At 43.7% G+C, this 20,257-nt stretch carries 13 protein-coding genes and 1 pseudogene; 7 read left to right on the top strand and 7 right to left on the bottom strand.

Annotated elements, in window-relative coordinates; translation table 11 throughout:
- Nucleotides 1-545: 545 nt before the first annotated feature.
- Nucleotides 546-2,942, top strand: a complete 2,397-nt coding sequence (gene hdrA2 / locus AOB57_RS00365) for a CoB-CoM heterodisulfide reductase HdrA2 (protein WP_054298748.1) — start codon at nucleotides 546-548, stop codon at nucleotides 2,940-2,942.
- Complete coding sequence (locus AOB57_RS00360) at nucleotides 2,939-4,384, top strand: 4Fe-4S binding protein (protein WP_054298747.1); 1,446 nt, start codon at nucleotides 2,939-2,941, stop codon at nucleotides 4,382-4,384. Before hdrA2 ends, AOB57_RS00360 begins: the two co-directional genes overlap by 4 nt.
- Before the next feature lie 197 nt (nucleotides 4,385-4,581).
- Here the strand turns inward: AOB57_RS00360 and AOB57_RS00355 are convergent, their stop codons facing one another.
- The gene (locus AOB57_RS00355; protein ID WP_054298746.1) at nucleotides 4,582-5,007 is read right to left on the bottom strand and encodes a universal stress protein; all 426 of its coding nucleotides are present in this window, start codon (nucleotides 5,005-5,007) and stop codon (nucleotides 4,582-4,584) included.
- Nucleotides 5,008-5,739: 732 nt separating this feature from the next.
- Entirely contained in the window at nucleotides 5,740-7,140 is a 1,401-nt protein-coding gene (locus AOB57_RS00350; RefSeq protein ID WP_054298745.1) for a TolB family protein, read from the bottom strand.
- A 535-nt stretch (nucleotides 7,141-7,675) separates the two neighbouring features.
- Here AOB57_RS00350 and AOB57_RS00345 point away from each other — a divergent pair.
- The 5 genes from AOB57_RS00345 to AOB57_RS00325 all read left to right on the top strand — a co-directional run bounded on the left by AOB57_RS00345 (nucleotide 7,676) and on the right by AOB57_RS00325 (nucleotide 14,561).
- A protein-coding gene (locus AOB57_RS00345; RefSeq protein WP_167829486.1) for an IS1 family transposase occupies nucleotides 7,676-8,358 on the top strand; the annotation gives its coding sequence in 2 pieces (ribosomal slippage) (nucleotides 7,676-7,996 and nucleotides 7,999-8,358; 681 coding nt in all).
- Nucleotides 8,359-8,795: 437 nt separating this feature from the next.
- Nucleotides 8,796-10,697, top strand: a complete 1,902-nt coding sequence (gatE, locus tag AOB57_RS00340) for a Glu-tRNA(Gln) amidotransferase subunit GatE (protein WP_054298742.1) — start codon at nucleotides 8,796-8,798, stop codon at nucleotides 10,695-10,697.
- Between the two features lie 311 nt (nucleotides 10,698-11,008).
- Nucleotides 11,009-11,392, top strand: a complete 384-nt coding sequence (locus AOB57_RS00335; RefSeq protein WP_054298741.1) for a response regulator — start codon at nucleotides 11,009-11,011, stop codon at nucleotides 11,390-11,392.
- Nucleotides 11,393-11,639: 247 nt separating this feature from the next.
- Complete coding sequence (locus AOB57_RS00330) at nucleotides 11,640-13,121, top strand: aldehyde dehydrogenase family protein (RefSeq protein ID WP_054298740.1); 1,482 nt, start codon at nucleotides 11,640-11,642, stop codon at nucleotides 13,119-13,121.
- A gap of 30 nt (nucleotides 13,122-13,151) precedes the next feature.
- Complete coding sequence (locus AOB57_RS00325) at nucleotides 13,152-14,561, top strand: aspartate aminotransferase family protein (protein ID WP_394339715.1); 1,410 nt, start codon at nucleotides 13,152-13,154, stop codon at nucleotides 14,559-14,561.
- A 474-nt stretch (nucleotides 14,562-15,035) separates the two neighbouring features.
- Here AOB57_RS00325 and AOB57_RS00320 read toward each other — a convergent pair whose 3' ends face one another.
- The 5 genes and pseudogenes from AOB57_RS00320 to AOB57_RS00300 form a co-directional block, all read right to left on the bottom strand.
- Nucleotides 15,036-15,533 (bottom strand): hypothetical protein, encoded by a 498-nt coding sequence (locus tag AOB57_RS00320; RefSeq protein ID WP_054298739.1) that lies wholly within the window; start codon nucleotides 15,531-15,533, stop codon nucleotides 15,036-15,038.
- A 159-nt stretch (nucleotides 15,534-15,692) separates the two neighbouring features.
- Nucleotides 15,693-16,622 (bottom strand): annotated as a pseudogene (locus tag AOB57_RS00315) (ankyrin repeat domain-containing protein); the annotation flags it as partial.
- A gap of 210 nt (nucleotides 16,623-16,832) precedes the next feature.
- Complete coding sequence (locus AOB57_RS00310; protein ID WP_054298737.1) at nucleotides 16,833-17,753, bottom strand: glycine betaine ABC transporter substrate-binding protein; 921 nt, start codon at nucleotides 17,751-17,753, stop codon at nucleotides 16,833-16,835.
- A 141-nt stretch (nucleotides 17,754-17,894) separates the two neighbouring features.
- Complete coding sequence (locus AOB57_RS00305; protein ID WP_054298736.1) at nucleotides 17,895-18,728, bottom strand: ABC transporter permease; 834 nt, start codon at nucleotides 18,726-18,728, stop codon at nucleotides 17,895-17,897.
- Nucleotides 18,722-20,098: a quaternary amine ABC transporter ATP-binding protein gene (locus tag AOB57_RS00300; protein ID WP_054298735.1), complete on the bottom strand. Its 1,377-nt coding sequence runs from the start codon at nucleotides 20,096-20,098 to the stop codon at nucleotides 18,722-18,724. Before AOB57_RS00300 ends, AOB57_RS00305 begins: the two co-directional genes overlap by 7 nt.
- Nucleotides 20,099-20,257 lie beyond the last annotated feature (159 nt).

The raw sequence follows: 20,257 nt of genomic DNA, 5'->3' as shown, positions 1-20,257 counted from the left end.
AACATACCTGAAATAATCTGAGATTTAAAATACTAAATTAACATTTAATAAATTTGGAAACATCATATAAAATAAAGGTTTTGATTTTGTACAAAATCCTTATACTTTTATTCAGTTTAAATTAAAAAGTATAGGGATATGTAAAAGCTACTATCTATGATCATGTTATCAGTTCAATACAAATAGCAAATTGTTAATCAAATAATAACACAATATAAAGTGGTAAATGTGAAAAAATAACAATTTCACATGAAGATGAACAATATAAAAGCAGCAAATCCATGAATTTGCAATTTTAATTGTTCCCAACAAATTTAAAGTCTAAAAATTCTTTAGTGAGCAGCTGTACCGGATCTGGCTTTTCTGTATGGCAAAATGCTCATACACATGGTTCTGAATTATGGTCAGGAATCATAACTTTCAGATTATATGTAAATCTTTCAGGTTATTGTAAATCTTTCAGGTTAATATATAAATATTAGAAGCTATAGCCTGACGAATCGTTAAGATTCAGCATTAAACACAGGTATATGGAGTCACCAATTATGCGAATCGGAGTCTATATTTGCCACTGCGGGTTGAATATTGCGGGAGTAATAGATGTACTGGCTCTGCAGGAAATGGCAGCTGAACTGGAAGATGTGGTGCTCGCCCGGGAAGTACAGTTTCTGTGTTCCGATTCCGGACAGGAAGGCATCATAAAGGATATAAAAGAAAATAAAATCGATAGGGTCGTAGTAGCTGCATGCTCCCCGAGGCTGCACGAAAAGACCTTCAGGCATGTGATGGAAAAAGCCGGGCTAAACCCCTACCTCATGGAGATGGTAAATATAAGGGAGCAGTGCTCCTGGGTGCATGCCGATGACCCCCAGATGGCGACCCAGAAAGCCTTTGACCTTATAAGAATGGGAGTTGCAAAGGCAAAGTTCCTTAAGGAGCTGAGTGCGACAAATTCCAGAGCCAGCCGAAATGTCCTTATCATAGGAGGAGGAGTTGCCGGGATCGAGGCAGCCCTGAATCTTGCCGACGCCGGTTTTCCGGTCACGATGGTGGAAAGGGAATCCACTATAGGAGGCAAAATGGCTCTGATGAATGAGGTCTTCCCCACTAATGACTGCTCCATCTGTGTACTTGCCCCTAAAATGACAGAAGTCCAGAACCATCCTAATATTACCCTTTACACATATTCCGAAGTCACTGATATTTCAGGGTCTGTCGGCAAATTCCATGTAAAAGTCAAACGCAAACCGAGATTCATACTTGAAGATAAATGCAAAGGCTGTGTCGATCTCTGCGCAGAGGTCTGTCCTGTAGAAATCGAGAACCCCATGAATTACGGAATCGGAAAGACCAGAGCCATATATATGCCAATTCCCCAATCCGTTCCGCAGGTAGTGCTTATAGATCCCGACCACTGTGTAGGCTGCGGGCTGTGTTTACAGGCCTGCCCTGCCGATGCCGTAGACTACGAACAGAAACCTGAAGAGATTGAGTTTGAAGCCGGAGCAGTAATCGTTTCAACGGGGTACCAGCTCTTTGATGCGTCACGGAAAAAGGAGTACGGGTTCGGGAAATACCCTGATGTTATAACAAACATGCAACTGGAGCGTATGCTTAACTCGGCAGGGCCTACAGGCGGAAGAGTCATTGTACCCTCCACAGGCGAACCCCCGAAAAACGTAGCTTTCATCCAGTGCGTCGGGTCAAGGGACAAAACCGTTGGCAATGAGTACTGCTCAAGGGTTTGCTGCATGGCTGCACTCAAGAATTCCCAGATGATTAAGGAACGCTACCCTGATACCGAGATCACGATTCATTACATTGACATTCGGGCTGCAGGGGAGATGTATGAGGAATACTATACGAGGACGCAGGCTATGGGTGTTGATTTTATCCGGGGAAAGGTTGCGGAAATTTATGCAGGCGAGGACGGCAGGCCCGTACTCAGGTATGAAAACACCCTGGAGTGCCGGATCGAGGAAGAAGCCTGCGACCTTGTAGTGCTCTCTACGGGTTACGAGCCCAGCAAAGCGGCAGAAGGTATAGGCAGAATGCTGAATCTTGCCCGGCGGCCGGACAGGTTCTTTGCAAGCGCCCACCCAAAGATGCGCCCTGTAGATGCTCCTGTAAGCGGGGTTTTCCTTGCAGGCTGCGCCTCAGGGCCCAAAGAAATTCAGGTCTCAATTGCCCAGGGCAGTGCATGTGCATCCAAGGTCATGCAGCTTCTCGGAACAGGCGAGCTTGAAGCCGATCCTATGGGAGCTCACGTTGATCCTGAAAAATGCATAGGATGCAGAACCTGTCTTGAGGTCTGCAAATTTGGGAAAATCACTATAGAAAATAAGAGAGCTATAGTAGACGAGGTTTCATGTTACGGCTGTGGAGACTGCAGTGCAGCCTGCCCTGCTGGAGCAATCCAGATGAAGAACTTCGAAAACGAACAGATTCTAGCCCAGATTCGGGCTGCAACTGCGTACAAATCCCAGAGTCCTTTTATAGTGGCTTTCCTCTGCAACTGGTGCAGTTATGCCTGTGCAGACCTTACCGGAATGTCGCGGCTTCATTACCCGACAAATATTAGGGTTGTGCGTACGATGTGCTCTGCAAGGGTAAGCCCCGAATTCGTACTTGAAGCCTTAAAAAGCGGAGCCGATGGGGTGCTTGTTGCAGGCTGCAGGATGGATGAGTGCCATTATATACATGGGAATTTTGATGCAAAACGAAGAATGGACGTTTTAAAGGAAGTCATAAGCGATACTGGACTCGATCCCCGACGGCTGAGAACCCTGTGGATCTCTGCTGCTGAAGGAGAGCGTTTCTCAAATACTATTACCGAGTTTGTAAAGGAACTTGAAGAGATTGGCCCAATAGGCACCGAGCTCAAGATTAAAGAGGCTGGAATTGAAGATACTGGAAACGAACTTGGGGAGGTGGCACAGTGAGCGAGGAGTACACAGAACGGGAAGTTCCTTTATGCAGGGGATGCTGCGAAACCGGAGAAAACGAAGTTATAGAGGCTGAAACCGAGGAGTTCGAAACCGAAGATCTCGAAGCTGAAGCACCCGAGACTGCTGAGGAGGAATCCCAGGAAAGGATTACGGTTACAACCAGCATGGATCTCCAGGGTTCCCATTTTATCTATACCCAGGCAACCGAGAAGTCTATCAAAACCCTGGATTATGACTACAAGCGCTGTAATGGCTGTGGAATTTGTGCTGATATCTGCCCTACAAAAGCCCTTGAGATGGGTCCCATTCATGAAATTGCAACCGGACTTGACGCACCTGCGGTAATTATGGACCTTGAGAAGTGTACTTTCTGCAGAATGTGCTCAAACCTTTGCCCTATGCATGCCATCACCTTTGAGGCTGTGGGAGAGGTTCCTGATGAGAATCAGTACCCCAAGTATGATACCTATGTTAAGATAAATGAGAAGTGTCTCCCCTGTGCACTCTGTGAGGGAGCCTGCCCTCAGGATGCAATCGAGGTGGAGTTCACCTTTCCGAAAAAAGAAGAAATTGCGCCTTTAAAGGAAGGGGCAGAGGGTGAAATTGCAATTGACACTGAGAAATGCAATTTTTGTGGAATCTGTGCCCGGTTCTGTGACGCTTTCATCCTGCTCGAACGCGAACCCACTCCTGAAAATCCCGTGCCTTTCGAGCAGTTGCTTGTAGATGAGGATAATTGCGATTACTGTGTGCTCTGCCAGGATATCTGCCCCGAAGAAGCAATAAAAGTTACAGGAGAGCGCCCATGCGAGGCTCCAAAGGTCGAGGGGAAAGTCACGGTAGACGAACTGAAGTGTACGCAGTGTGCCCGCTGTAAAACGGTCTGCCCGTATGAAGCCGTAGACCTGCAAAAGCCTATGGAAGGACAACTTAGCCTTATAGAAAAGAATCTGAAGGAGTGCGATCCGCAGGGCTGCCGCGGCTGTTTCAACGTTTGTCCTTCGGAACTGTGGTATGTGCCTACCGATCCTGAAGACCCGCGGAAAATTGCTTTTGAAGAGGATTTCTGTACTTACTGCGGAGCCTGTGTGAAAGCCTGCCACCTTGACGCCATTAAAGTGGAAAGGACAGAGATTCACCATACCGAGATTCCTGATACTCCCTGGGCTGCGCAGTGGAGGGACGCAATCGAAGCCCTGAAGACAGGAGTAAGGAAAGGTGTCGACCGTGCCGTTCCCAGGGAAACCGAGACCCTTAAAGCACAGAAGTTCATGGGCATTGAGCCTCCTGGAGTTGATGAAGAACTTCTTGCAGCCGTGCAGGCAAAGCTTGAAGCCCTTATGCCAGCCCTCAGGAACGCTAAAATCAGGAAACTCTGGGAAACCGACTCCCCGAAAAATGTAGCTGCAGTCGTGAAAAAGAAGATCGAAGGCTGAGGGCTTAAAGAGAGGGAACCGGACCTTAAATCCTCAAAATCAGCTCAGAAGAAAACTGGGATAAGCTGAGGGTAAACTGTGAAAATTCAGAGATGAAATTAAGGTATAAGAATTAGATATGAAGCTCCATACATAGGGAAAGTTGCAGGCACGGGGAGAGCTTTAAGGCTGCAATCCATAGCCTGCAGGTCCCCATCTCAGGAGTCACATTTCTCTTTTATGACCATTACAGGAACTTTTGAGTGCCGGATCACTTTTTCTGCGACGCTGCCCAGGATCAGCCTGTCAAGGCCTGTTCTCCCAATCATGCCCATAACAATGATATCCATTTTTTCTTCCTCTGCATACCTGATTAGTTCATCGGCAGGATGGCCCTCAAGCAGGATGGTTTCCACATTAACGTTTTCCAGTTCTCCTATCTCGTTTATGTAGCTTACAGCTTTGCATCCCTCCTTCCTCAAAGCTTCATGCATCCTCTCCCGGTCAAAATCCACAGCCATGGAAGAAAAGTACTCTGTGGATACTACATAAACCGCATAAACTGTTCCTCCGCTCAACCTGGCAAGTTCTATCCCTCTATTGGCAGCAATCCTTGAGCAGACCGAACCGTCAGTTGCAATCATTATTTTCTTAAAAGTAACGTCCCTTATGAAAAATCACCATTTACCTATTAACCTGCACGAAATATAACAGCATCGGAGACCTGAAAGTGAAAAGCCAGGTTAACTTTTTCATGTTAGTCTGAGAAGTCGATTTATACTGTATTATTTCTATAGCGGCTGCACCGGTTCAAAACTATAATTCTATATATGGGAAAAAATTATTGTATAAGCATGGCAGATTCTATTGGAAATTTTCTCTCAACTATAAAGCAGAACATTCCATATCTAAAGGATCATGAGGTGACTCATGAGGTAGCTCTCGGAATAGTGATGCACTTATTTATTTTTATCTGTTTTATCACTCTGTTTTCCTTGTTAGTAATCAAGTTCATTTAACTCTAATAGATCGCGACTGATACTTAATAGACCGCGACTGATACAGCCCGGCTTTAGACTTACAGCATCCTGGTCAACTGGCAGCCGATCAGGAAGGCTGACACAATTCATAGATTTGTAAGATAATTTTCATGACTGAAAACTCTGAAATAAAAAAAGAATGAAAGAGGTGAATATCAGGATATATCATCGTTATTTAAACAATACAAATCCTGCTTATCTTAGATGTATGTTATAAGCACATGACCCACGTCATAAGCACATAATGCGTGCTATAGGCGTGAGACATATGTGATAAAATATATGCTATTGTAAATACATTCAATGCTGCAAAGGCGTACATCACCCTCTAAAACTTCACGAACTTTCTATCATATCGAAAATTCTTTTGGCTTCGCTGATTATATAATCTGCATCTTCGCTTTCTATCCTGCCTTCTGCTTCCATGATTAAAACGCATTCAATGTAAAAGCCAAGCTTAACCATGGCTGTATCAGTGTCCCCGGCTTCAAGAGACTTGATCGTATACCTGAGCTTTGCATTGAGCAAATTCTTTGCAGAGGGCTCCATGTCAAGAGAATTCACATGTGCTTTGAGTTTTTTCAGCTCTTCTACGGAATTCATCTTAGACAGTTCTTTTTTATCAGTTTTTTCCTCTACAGTTTCTTTCTTAGCAGCTTTTTCTTCTATAGTTTCTCCAGAAGCCCGGAGAGTGAACATGTAAATATCGTTATTTCCGTTGCGGTTATCGGTCCATACAACCCTGTCGCCGAAGATGTCATCCGCCCACTGCTCAGATTCGCTTGTCGTTATCTGCATTTCTTCGGAAGTGGAGAGGTTGTACATATAAATGTCAGGATTATCCCATCCGTTACCATTGCGATAATCCGTCCAGATTATCCTGTCTTCATAGAGAGCAGGGCGCCACTGTTCTGCTTCATTGTCGGTTATCTGAACCTCGGTGGAGGTTACAAGGTCGTACATATAGATATCGGAGTTTCGATTGCGGTCATCTTCCCAGACTATTCTGTCCTTATAAATGTCAGGCCTGGCATCGGAAGAAACACCTGAGACGAGACTGGTTTCCTGCGCTGTTGAGAGGTCATACATGTAGAGATCCCCATCAACGATCTGGTGCGAGTATAGAGGCTCGCCGTTCCGCCCGTCTACCCAGATGATTTTATCTTCATAGATTGCTGGGAAAGTCTTCCATGATTCGTTCTTGGTAATCCGGATTCCTGTGGAGGTGGATAGGTTGTACATGAAAACATCCCAGTTTCCTTCAGGCCAGTGGTCAGCATCCAGACTTCCTCCTCCGTGGCGCCCATCCAGCCAGACCAGTTTGTCTTCATAGAGGGAAGGCGCATATTGGTCGAACTCATTTCGAGTGATCCGCGTCTCCGTGGATGTTGAAAGGTTGTAAACGTAAATATCCCAGTTCCCATTGCGGTTATCTTCCCATGCTATTTTGTCTCCGTAAATGACAGGCGAGTACTTCAGGGATGTATTGTTGGTTATTCTCATTTCCTTACCAGTGGAAAGGTCGTAAGCATAGATATCTGTAGACTCGTAGCCGTCAGCATTGCGATAATCTTCCCAGACTATAATGTCACCGAATATCGCAGAGTTGCTCTGATCGGCTTCATCGGCAGTAATCTTAGTCTCATTTCCTTCGGCTACCGCTGCAGTTGCTGTTCCTGTAGATATTAATAATAAAGAAATAAAAAAGCAAATTATTAACATATGTTTGATTTTCATATCATTCCCCCAAAAATAAAGATGTCTGGAAATTACTCTTCCAGACTTTAATATTTACTTTAGTATATATCAAGGAATATGAAATTCATATAAGAATTTAAGAAATTGTATTAGTAAACGTAAATTTTTGTTCTAAATCGTATATTTATGGCGGAAGTTATCTGTTTATTTTTGTTAGATTAGTACGTGTAAACGCGGCAGTGTCGAATTACATTCATATGCGCTAAAATTTGAGCTGTTGAAACATATATATTTCTAGCAGACAGTTTTATTTAAGACGCAAACATAAGAATTTTACAGCTCTGGAACATAAGCTCTTGAAGGTTACCTTTATGGCTGACCTGTTGTTAAAGTCTACAGACCGATAGGTAAAAGAGTTAAACATAGCGAAATGTATACTCCTAAATTAAATTCAAACAAAAGTTAAGATGGAAAACAAAGATCTTTACTCATTCACTCTTTAATAAGATATTATTTAACCCTTCGGTTTTGGTAAGTAAATATAGTTATATCGTATGATAACCTATATTTTTGCATGAATTGCCCAAGATGTAAGAGTTCTAATCGCAAAAAGAACGGTATAGTTGCTGGACGTCAACGCTACAAATGCCATGATTGCGGATATAACTATTCAGTAGAGTTAAAGTCAACTGCTAGTTCCCCTTCTGTTAAAAGACAGGCTTTACAACTTTATCTTGAAGGATTAGGTTTTCGCTCAATAGGGCGATTTTTAGGAGTAAGTCATGTTTCTGTCCAAAAATGGATAAAGAAATTTGGTCAGGACTTAGAGAACCTAAAAAGTGAAAATGAGATATCTATTATTGAACTGGATGAAATGCATACTTACGTCGGTAACAAAAAAAGTATTGCTGGATCTGGATTGTTGTTGATAGAGTTGGGAAAAAGTTCATCGACTGCTCTTTTGGTAGCAGAGGAACGGAAACTGGACAACAACTCCGGGAAAAATTAGAGAACAAAGAGATTGGAGAAGTAATGACCGATCACTGGAAGGCATATGCAGAGTTTCTCCTAGAAATGATTCATACTCAATCCAAAGCAAAAACGCATACAATTGAAGGATATAATAGCATATTGAGGCACTTTCTGGCAAGGTTGAGACGAAAGATAAAGTGTTATACTAAGAGTCTTGAAATGCTAAAGTACTCTGTTCTTCTCTTAATGAAATATAGAAATAAAGAGTTAACAATATTTAATTAACAATACCAACCTGTCAATAAGATAGTTTCACTCTTATATACAGAGATACTTTTATACCTTCTATCATACTTTTTACATTCAATTCTTTCCCAGCTACTATCAATAATAATTGACAATTAACAGTACAGCACCTAAAAAACTAAGAGAGGAATCGAGCGCAAAAAAGTTTAAAGATAAGAGAGGAAGTAACGAGCCAAGGATTTAATACTGAAGGAGAGCAAAAGGACGCAATTTAAAGGAAAGGATTTAAAAGAAAATTAGAAAGAGCTGAAGGGAATATTAAAGATAATTTAAAGAAAAACTAATGAAATTCAGCTAATATTCGAGGAAATTTGGTTAGTATTCAGGGAGACTCAGTTAATATTCAAAGAAATTGATAAGATCTTATGGGAGTTAAGGAGAATTAAGGCGCTTCCTGCTTAGATTCGGGTGAAAATATGGAAAAATACGATTACAGTGAACTTGGGCTGAAAGCCGGGCTTGAGATCCACCAGCAGCTGGACTCGAAAGAGAAGCTGTTCTGCAGGTGTCCTACCCTTATAAGGGATGTAAGGGATTCAGACTTTGAGTTTTTCAGGTATCTCAGAGCTACGGAAAGTGAGATGGGAGAAAAGGACAGGGCTGCGGTGGAGCAGACCAAGATCAGGAGGAAGTATATCTATAAGGCGTATGATACGACCTGCCTTGTAGAAAATGATGAGGAACCTCCAAGAGAACTGAATAAGGAAGCCCTGGAGATTTCCCTCGGGATTGCAAAACTCTTCAACATGAAACCTGTGGACCAGATGCACGTTATGAGAAAAATCGTGGTAGATGGGTCGAATACAAGCGGGTTTCAGAGAACGGCTTTTCTTGCAAGCAACGGGTATATTGAAACCTCGGAAGGGCGTTGCGGGATTGATAGCCTCTGCGTGGAAGAAGAAGCTGCCCAGAAAATAGAGGAAATCGGAGACTCAATCATTTATTCCCTTGACAGGCTGGGAATCCCGCTTGTAGAAATCGCCACTGCGCCGGATATAAAGTCCCCTCGCCATGCCCGAGAGGTTGCTGAGCAGATAGGAATGTTCCTCAGATCCACAGGGAAAGTAAAGCGGGGGCTTGGAACAATCAGGCAGGATGTAAATATCTCAATTGCCGATGGCGCAAGAGTTGAAATAAAAGGCGTACAGGCGCTTGACCTCATAGAAGATATCGTCCGCAGGGAAGTAGAAAGGCAGTTGAATCTTCTTTTTATCCGGCAGGAACTCATGGAAAGAAAAGCCTTCGTCTGCGAAGAGATTTATGACGTAACAGGGCTTTTCATGGACACAAAGTCCAGGGTCCTGCAAAAAGGCGTGAAAAAAGGCACAATTCTTGCTGCCCTTCTAAGGAAATTCGAGGGACTCGTAGGCAAAGAAGTGCAGCCAGGAAGAAGGCTCGGGACTGAATTTTCGGACAGGGCAAAGACTGCTGGTGTAGGAGGAATTTTCCATACCGATGAACTTCCCAACTACGGGATAACCGAGAAGGAAGTCCAGGCAGTCAGGGACGCAATAGGTGCACATCCTGAGGATGCCGTAATAATGGTTGCAGACGAACCCGAAAAAGCCAGGCTTGCAATCGAAGCGGTTATTGCGAGGGCAAAAGAGGCAATTAAAGGAGTTCCTGAAGAAACCCGAAGAGCCCTTCCCGATGGAAATACTGCTTATATGCGCCCCCTTCCGGGAGCAGCAAGGATGTACCCTGAAACCGATGTACCTCAGATAGAAATTTCACAGGAATACTTTGACTCAATCGAGACTCCTGAACTTCTGACCGAGCGGGCGAAGCGTTTTATCTCCGAAAATGGCCTGAATAAAGAGCTTGCCGAAAAAATAGCGTATTCAAAGTATCTTCCTCTCTTTGAGAACCTGATCGGAACTTACAGAAAAGATGTAAACGTAAACTCAACCCTGATCGCCAGAACGCTTGTGGGAATCGTTCCGGAAATCAGGAGAAACGGGGTTGATACCGAAAATCTTACGGACGAACATTTCAAAGGGCTTTTTGCAGCCATCTCAAATCAGGAAATTGCAAAAGAAGCTATCCAGGATCTTCTGACCGCTCTTGCAAAAGAGCCGGAGCTGAGTGTTCCTGAAGCGATTTCAAAGCTTGGGCTCAGTGCCTTTGACCCTCAGGAGGTCGAGAATTTCATCAAGAAAACAGTCAGGGAGAGAGGAGACTTTATCAGGGAAAAAGGTCCAGCAGCTCTTGGTCCCCTTATGGGCATTGTCATGAAGGAATACAGGGGTGCGGTCGATGGAAAAATCCTCAGCCAGATGCTGAAAAAAGAACTGGATAATTTTATTAACCAGGTTTAAATTACCTTTTTTCCTTTTTATTATATTTTCTAATTTTATTCATTTTCCTTTTTATTATACTCTAATCTTTACTCATTTTTTTTCATTCATTCATATTTTTCATCCATTCTTATTTTTGGAATACAAAGAATTTCATTCCTATGATACAAAAACTCCCGTTACATAGTACAGAAGTTAACTTTTTATATTAATTAAGACATTTATACTAATAATAAACGAGGTTGAGATTTTGCTACTTCTTACCAGAAGATGGTAAGTGGTAACTGATCCACAGGAAGGTTACAGAAAAATAACCTCAGGAGAAGGCCCCCATGAAAGTACTGCTTGTAGACGATGACCCCCTGTCTCTAGAGCTATCAAAGACATTCCTTGAACTTTTCCATGATATAACATCGGATACTGTAAACTCTGCACAGGAAGCCCTTGAGAGGCTGGAAAATGACTCTTATGATGTGGTAGTCTCAGACTATGACATGCCTATTATGGATGGCATTACATTTTTGAAAACTATCCGTGACAGAAGTATTAACATCCCCTTCATCATGTTCACTGGAGTGAGCAAGGAAGATGTCATACATAAGGCAATTGAGAATGGCGTGGATTCATTTATCCAGAAGATAGGGGATCCAAAGGCTCAGTATTCTGAATTGTCAGAAAAGATCTGGCAGGCTGTCAGCAGCAGCGCAGGTTGCTAATAAGAGCTTAAGACCTGAGACCCCTGCAGAAGCTTTCAACCAGATCCGGAGTGTGTGGTTTAGAGTCTTCATACATCAATAGCTTTTGCTAATCCTGCTTCCGTACCTTTTTTCCTTAACAGGTTCTTACGGAGCCTGATCGAATTTTTACTTGACCTGTGCAATAGAAAGTTGAGATGCCCGCGAGCAAAAAAAATTTCTGGAATATATTTATCTTCTTTTATACTTATATTTTTGAAGGGATTATATGGTTCAGGAATACAAGCTGTTTATAGGGGGAGAGTTTAAAGACTCGTCAACAGGAGAGGTTTTTGAAGATATAAATCCGGCTACTCTGGAAAGCGTTGCCATGATACAGGTAGCTGGAGCTGAAGACGTGGATAGGGCAGTTGAGGCCGCTGAGTCAGGTTTCAGGATATGGAGCAGAGTTCCGGCTCCAAGAAGAGCTGAAGTACTTTTCAGGGCAGCCCGGATTTTGCAGGAAAGAAAGGAAGAACTTGCTGTCCTTATGACAGAAGAGATGGGAAAGATCCTACCTGAAACAAGGGGAGACGTACAGGAAGCCATTGATATAACAAATTATGCTGCAGGAGAAGGGAGGCGGATGTTCGGGGAGACAACGCCCTCCGAACTAAAGGATAAGTTTTGCATGACCGTACTGAGACCGATAGGAATTGTTGGCGTGATTACGCCCTGGAACTTCCCTATTGCGATTCCCGCCTGGAAGATTATGCCAGCCCTTATAGCTGGAAACGCAATCGTATTCAAACCTGCAAGTGATACGCCCCTCCTTGCCCTCAAGGTGATAGAAGTGCTCATAGAAGCTGGCCTGCCTCCGGGAGTAATAAACCTTGTTACAGGGCCAGGAGGAACTGTCGGGAAAGCCATAGTCCAGCACCCTCGCATAAATGCCATTTCCTTTACAGGCAGCCTTGATACAGGAAAATGGATAATGGAAGAATGTTCAAAAACCATGAAACGGGTTTCTCTGGAGCTCGGAGGCAAAAACCCGGTAATTGTTATGGATGATGCTGACCTTGAACTTGCACTTGAAGGTGTGCTGTGGGGAGCTTTCGGGACGACGGGACAGCGCTGCACGGCTACGAGCAGACTGATTCTGCATGAGAAAGTGAAGGATGAATTCATCAAAAGGCTGCTTGCGAAAGTCAAAGCTCTCAGGCTCGGCAACGGACTCCTGCCTGAAACGGATATTGGGCCTTTGATAAGTAAAGCCCAGCTTGAGAAAACGGAAAAGTACGTAAGCATAGGGAAAGAAGAAGGCGCAACCCTGCTTACAGGGGGAAACAGAATAGATCCTGGGCTTCCAGGATATTTCTTTGAGCCCACAGTATTTACGGATGTCAGGCCGGAGATGAGGATAGCACAGGAAGAGATCTTCGGGCCTGTACTCGGGATTCTCACGGTTTCTGACCTGGAAGAAGCAATTGAGGTTGCCAACAATTCTAAGTACGGGCTTTCTTCGGCAATCTACACCGGAAATATAGGAAACGCTTTTAAAGCGATCGAGAGAATCGAAGCCGGAATCACATATATTAATGCCCCTACGATAGGAGCCGAAGTCCATCTTCCTTTCGGGGGTGTGAAAGGGACGGGGAACGGCTTCCGGGAAGCTGGAACAGATGCTATAAGGGAGTTTTCCGAGGTAAAAGCCGTATATATAGACTATAGCGGCAGGCTGCAAAAAGCCCAGATCGATTCGCCGGAGTGAGATTTGAGAGTATTGGGAAAATGGGGAGGAGTGGTTTTGGATCAGGAGAAAACTGGGGAGTTTGGAGAGGTACAGGGCATGGAAAAACCTGAGATGAGTAGGGCGCAGGGTTTGAAGCAGGGTACTGATCTTGATGAGGAAAAAATCGAACTACTTGATTTTGTCGGTCCAAAAGCCAGGGAGATTATCGGGCAGGACTGCAATATAATGTCAGCCTGTGCAGCTCGCCCCTATCCCCTTGTTGTGGACAGTGCAAAGGGCTCAATAATAAGGGATATAGACGGGAAAGAGTATATTGACCTGGTTGCCGGGATTGCTGTTATGAATGCAGGTTATTCCAATCCTGAGGTTGAGGCTGCAATCTCAGCCCAGCTTGAGAAAATGACTCACTGCGGATACGGGGACTTTTTTGCCGAGCCTCCGCTGAGGCTTGCAAAAAAGTTAGAAAAACTTTCAGGCTATTCAAAGGTCTTCTTCTGCAATAGCGGAACTGAAGCCGTGGAAGCAGCAATCAAGCTTGCCTTCTGGAAAACAAACCGTCAGGGTCTTATCTCTTTTTATAATGCTTTTCATGGCCGCACTCTGGGTTCTCTCTCCCTGACATGCTCAAAAGTCAGGCAAAAGGAACATTTTCCTGCGTTTCGCACAGCCCATTCCCACTATGCCTATTGTTATCGCTGTCCGCTTAAACTCGAGTATCCCTCGTGTGGGATCGAATGTGGAAAAGAACTGGAAAATCTTATTTTCAGGCGGGACTTGAGCCCGGAGGATACTGCTGCCGTTTTTGTGGAGCCGGTCCAGGGAGAGGGCGGATATATCGTTCCTCCTCCTGAATTTCATAAGGAAGTAAGGCAGATCTGTACTGACAATGATGTTCTTCTTGTATCTGACGAGGTTCAGACAGGCTGTTTCAGGACAGGCTCTTTTCTTGCCCTGGAAAACTTTGGGGTTAGAGCTGAGATTTCCTGCCTTGCAAAAGCTCTCGGAGCAGGCCTCCCTATGGGTGCGATGCTTGCAGACCGCGAGCTTATGGACTGGCCCCCAGGCGTCCATTCAAATACCTTCGGAGGAAATCTTATTGCTTCAGCCGCATCCCTCGCTTCTCTCGAATTTCTGGAAAGGGAAAACACGGAAAATCGGGTAAAGGAACTTGGTTCCTATATAAAGCAACGCCTGGAGGAGCTTCAGGATAACTTCCCTTGCATAGGGGATGTACGCGGTCTCGGTCTTATGATCGGCTTAGAGATTGTAAAACCCGATAAATCCATAGACCCTTCGACACGAGATAAAATTCTCAACGAAGCTTTTAAAGAAAAGATTCTGCTCCTTCCCTGTGGTGATTCAGTAATCCGCTTCTCTCCGCCTCTGGTAATTACAGCCGAAGAGCTTGACCTCGGGCTCGAAAGGTTTGAAAGAGTTATGAAGAAAGCAACAGCTTAAGTTATCGAAGAAAATTCCGGAAATTTAATATAAAATCTAAACAGTCATCAGATAAATTTTGCGGTCTCTATGAATAAATTAAGCCTTATGAAGGAGGTTTCTCTAATAAGATTGCGTAAAACTTGAAAATGTCTTTAAATAAATATTGCACATATAGTAATACGGATTATAAGAAAACAATGCTTCGTTTGAGGACGATGGATCGGTTTTGATTGTTTTTATAACTATTATTGCTATGGCAGTAAGTCTTCTGAGGATAATGATATCTATTCTCTGAGACCTATCTTCCAAAAAAGCATGAAAAACGATTACTTTTTTCATTAAGCAAGAACAGCTTTTTTCATTAAGCAAGAATAGCCTTTTTCATTAAACAAGATAGCATTTCCATTAAACAAGAATAGCATTATTCTGGAAAGTAAGATGAGGTAAAATAGTTAAATAGAGAATAGTTTCCCTATTCTCTTAATTCTCTTCTTATTCCCTATCCTTCTCGGTTTCCTTCAGGCCTTCGGCCTGCCTGAGCGTTACAAACCTGCTTGCAAGAGGAGCCATAGGAAGGTCTGCGCTGAGCGTACGGATTCCTGCTTCTGCCAGCATCTTTCCGGACAGGTCTGGCAGGATCTCAAGTCCTTTTCCTGCGGGCATCTTCGAGGTTTCGAATATGGACTCCGGAAGAGCAGCAGAACTGATTCCTGTACAGGAACTGGAAGCAAGCCTCGGAAGAGTTTCAGGACTCAGACGGAGATGGCAGGAAGAAGAGAGTCCCAGATTCCTATCAGGGGAGAGCCGTTTATTGAAATCAGGCATAATGCCCCTGAACTGGTCAAGCACCGGGCTTGAAAAAGTAGCGGACTCGTAAATAGGAGTAACCTGTCGGGCAAGACTTTTTTCACGGGCTGCAAGGTCAGTTAGATGAGAAGGTAAAGCTGAGTTTTCGGATTTGCTGCTATTCATAGCAGTAAGGATTGTCACGATGGTATATCAATTATACGAGGGCATATCAATTATACGAGGGCATATCAATTATACGAAGGTTTTTCCTGTTTTACTCATTGCAATCAAAAACGTAGTAGGACAGGGCTCTTGATCACGATCTGTTAAACAATTCCAAGAGATTACCTTCCGAAGAAATCAGGATCTGGAGCCTTCACCGGCTTTAGCGAGCAAATCAACAATCTCGTTGAACCCCATTTCTGCCGCGATATCAAGAGCAGTATTGTTATTATGATCCTGAATAGTAAGGTCGGCACCAGATTTAATAAGTAATTCAACTACATCCTTATACCCTGACTGTGCTGAAAACATCAAAGCAGTAAGCCCGTTTTCATCCCGGATATTGAGATCGGCACCAGTTTTAACAAGCATCTCTACAATATCTCTGTATCCCCGCTCTGCTGCATAAATCAGAGGCGCTTTACCGCTTTTGTCCTGAATATCAGGATCTGCGCCGGCACTGACAAGTAACTCGACAATACCCTTATGCCCGAGTTTTGCTGCTGCATTCAAAGCTGTATTATGGTTTTTGTCCTGAATATTGAGGTCTGCACCGGCTTTAACGAGCTGTTCGACAAGGTCTTTATGTCCCCCGTTTGCAGCAGAAATCAAAGCAGTTTCGCCGTTCCTGTCCTGGATATTGAGATTGGCACCACTCTCGATAAGCTGCCCGGTAATCTGCCTGAACCCTACTTTTACTGCAAATTTCAGAGCAGTTTCACCGTTTTCGTCCTGAATATCGAGATTGGCACCAGCTTTAATGAGCAGGTCAAGAATATCACCTCGTTCTATCTTTGCCGCAGAAATTAGAGCAGTTTCGCCGTTTTCATCCTGAATATTGAGATCGGCACCGTTTTCAATAAACAATTGTACAAGGTCCCTGTATCCGCTATTTGCCGCACAAATAAGACCAGTTTTACCATATGCATCCTGAAGATTAACCCCAATTTTTCCGCTTTTCAAAAGTTTCTCTACATTTTCTGTCTGCCCATGTTTGCAAGCCTCTAAAAAGTTTTTAGTTTTATCTTTGCCGAATAAATTAGATATAAAGCCCATCAATATATTCTCCTAAATTAAAGACACTATTGTAGTCCGCTCATAATCTGAAAAATTATTCTATAAAAGATTAGCATTCTATAATATATAATGTTAAACTCCTGGGAGCATGCCTCCAGAGTAATGATATGATAAAGAAAAAAGTGATAAAGAAAAAGTAGAAAAAATAAAGGAAGAGCCGAGAAAATAAATCTGTATAAAAGAGAAGAGGGGAAAAGAGTTTTACTCTTCTCCGATCCATTCTTTGACTTTCTCGGGATTATTCTCAACCCACTTCGCTGCAGCTTCCTCAGCGGTCATCCCTGCTTCAATATCGAGCATTACGGACTGAATGTCTTCGTGGGTCCAGGCAAACCTTTCAAGGATGCCGTAAAGGTTAGGCATATCTTCTTTAAGACCTTCCCTTGCCAGGGTTTCAACGTGCTCAGCTTCTCCATAAACGCCTTCAGGGTCTTCGAGGTATTTGAGATCCCATCTATTGAAAGCCCAGTGTGGAGACCAGAGAGTCACAACAATTGGCTCTTCGTTAACGATGGCTCTTTGCAAAGCTGCGGTCATGCCCGCACTGCTGCTTGAGACCAGAGTATAGTCGTTAAGGTTGTATACATCGATAGCATTTTCTGTAGCCTGCATGATTCCGGCTCCAGGATCGATTCCGACAATTTCGCCATCAAACATTACACTGTTACCATTTAGGTCTCCGATGGTATTGACGTCTTCTACGTAGGACGGGACAACAAGTCCGATCCTGACATCTTCCAGGTTCACCCCCACAGAGTCAATTTTGTCTCCGTAGGTGTTCCAGTAACTAGCATGGGTAAGGGGGAGCCATGAGGATGTCGTGAAATCGAATTCTCCAGAAGCGAGACCTTGGTAAAGGGGTCCAGCGTCAACTGCAAGAATCTCCACATTTGTATAACCTGCCTGCCGGAGGACTTGCTGGATTACGTTAGTGCTGGCAATTTCCCCTTCCCAGAGGACGTACCCTATACTCACAGGCTTATTGAATTCTGATTCAGCTGAAATCTCCCCTTCTTCGTGAGCTTCTTCCCCATTGTCAGCACAGCCTGCTCCAAAAATGAAGAGGCTGAGAACAAGTCCCGCTATAAAGAGTGATTTCAGTTTTTTCTTATTTGGTTTCATCTTTGTATTACTCAAATATAACACAACCACTATTCTTGGCATGTACAACCAGTTTTCTGGTATATGCACAGATATTTTCTTGATTGTCGTTAAGACGTTATCGATAAGTTATATAAATCGATAAAAGTAAAGACCCCCAGCTTATTTAGGACTGAGGTTCTGGGTAATTCTGTCAAGAATTATTGCAATAATAACGATCCCAAGCCCTGCTTCAAAACCAAGACCGATATCAACCCTTTGGATCCCGAGGAGCACCTGGTAACCGAGCCCGTGAGCTCCGATCATGGCGGCAATAACCACCATTGAAAGGGAAAGCATGATACACTGGTTGATCCCTGCCATAATTGTCGGCAGGCCTGCAGGCAGTTCAACTTTGGTAAGCTTTTGCCAGGGCGTTGACCCAAAAGCATCCGCAACTTCCTTCAGTTCCGGAGGAACCTGGCGGATTCCAAGGTTTGTAAGCCTTATTGCAGGAGGCATTGCAAACACAAGGGTCGCAATCATTCCAGGGACATTCCCAAGCCCGAAGAAAATCAAGGCTGGGATTAGATAAACAAATGAGGGCATCGTCTGCATAAGGTCCAGGATTGGCTTCAGAGCATGGTAAAAAAGATCACTTTTAGCAGCGATAATTCCCAGAGGAATTCCTATAATAAGTGCCAGGAATGTTGAGGAGATCACAAGGGATAGGGTCTCTATTGAAAGCTCCCAGAGTTCCAGATTGTCGATAATCAGAAGCCCTAAAAAAGTACCCACGGCAAGTTTCAGGTTTCTCTTTCCCGTGAAATAAGCAAAGGCAGCTAGGATAATCATGAACACTATCGGCGGGAAAAACAGTAACAAGTCCTTGAGCCCTGTAATCATGAAGTCGAGAAAATCGCTTATAAAGTCCAAGAGCCATCCCAGATGGAGCTCGATCCAGAAAACAGCTAACTCAACGTATTCTCCTATTGGGATTTTCGGAAGAATTACCATGTTTTCACCTCCACTTTTTCAGTGGACTGACCTGATTTTTCGGCCTCAGAAAGAGTATCCTTCTCTGCAGCCGGATCTCTCCGCTGGCCTTCTCCGGAAGTTTCCTCAACTCCTCCCTCCTTTACTTCCTTTAAGAGCCCTTCATTCCCATTTTCTCCTGCCTGACCTTCCTCTTCAGGTACATCTTCAGACATTGCCAGAGCCCCTAGCACGGTTCCACGGATGATTATTCCATTAAGTTTTCCGTTTTCGTCAACTACGGGAAGAGGATAATTGCTTTCCGCAATTAAAGGAATGATCTCGTAAAGGGGCATATCTAGAGGTATGGAAGGAACTTGTGTGATAAATGATTCCAAACCCCTTTTTGATTTCATAGCTTCCACGGCATCGTTTATCATGATTATGCCTTTCAAAAGCCTGTTTTTTCCTTCAACAACGAAAATTGAGGAAATTCCATGTTCTTTCATCAACTGCACAGCGACCCTGGGTCCGGAATTTATGGATACTAGCGGTTCCGGCCTCCACATTACGCTTTCTGCTGTCAGGACTTTTGAACGATCCACGCCCTTTACAAACTGAGATACATAATTGTTTGCCGGGTTGGTCAGTATTTCTTCTGGAGTCCCGATCTGTACAATTTCCCCGTCTTTCATCAAAGCAATACGGTCTCCAAGCTTAAGCGCCTCATCCAGGTCATGTGAAACGAAAACGATTGTTTTTTGCAACTTGGCTTCAAGAGATAGCAGCTCGTCCTGCATTTCACCCCTTATCAGAGGGTCAAGGGCGCTGAAAGCCTCGTCCATAAGAAGAATATCAGGATCGTTTGCAAGCGCTCGTGCAAGCCCTACTCTCTGCTTCATTCCTCCGCTAAGCTGATTTATTTTACTGTTTTCATAACCACTCAGCCCAACAGTATTTATTACCTCAATTGCTTTAGAATATCGTTCTTCTTTAGAGACACCCTGAATCTCCAGTCCGTATGCAACGTTGTCCAGTACGGTCCTGTGAGGGAGAAGGGCAAAATTTTGAAAAACCATCCCGAGTTTGGCCCTGCGGATTTTTCGGAGCTGTTCGTTGTTCATCTTTGAGATGTCCTGCCCATCAATCAAAATTTTTCCACTTGTTGGTTTGATCAGACGGTTTATACATCGCAAAAGAGTGGACTTTCCGGATCCCGAAAGCCCCATTAGTACGAAAATCTCTCCTTCATATACGTTAATATTAATATTGTTAAGGCCGACGGTCTGCTTTGTTTTTTCGAAAATTTCGTTTTTTGTACGACCTTCCTGGAGAAGAGATAATACTTCCTGAGGGTTTTTACCAAAAATCTTGATCAGATTCTTGATCTCTATTTTAATTTTTTCACTCACAAATAATACCTCGGTTTGCCCGTAGGTTTTTGTAAAGATTTACGTAAATAGTGAAGATTATATGAATTATCATTCGACTATTTCTGGCACTCAAAATTATGTTGTGTATTCCATGTCATTACAAACAGTTTTAAGCCTGTTAGCCAGTGTAAATCTGTC

Source organism: Methanosarcina flavescens, from assembly GCF_001304615.2.
Taxonomy (GTDB): domain Archaea; phylum Halobacteriota; class Methanosarcinia; order Methanosarcinales; family Methanosarcinaceae; genus Methanosarcina; species Methanosarcina flavescens.
This window is presented reverse-complemented; position numbering and strand designations above follow the sequence as displayed.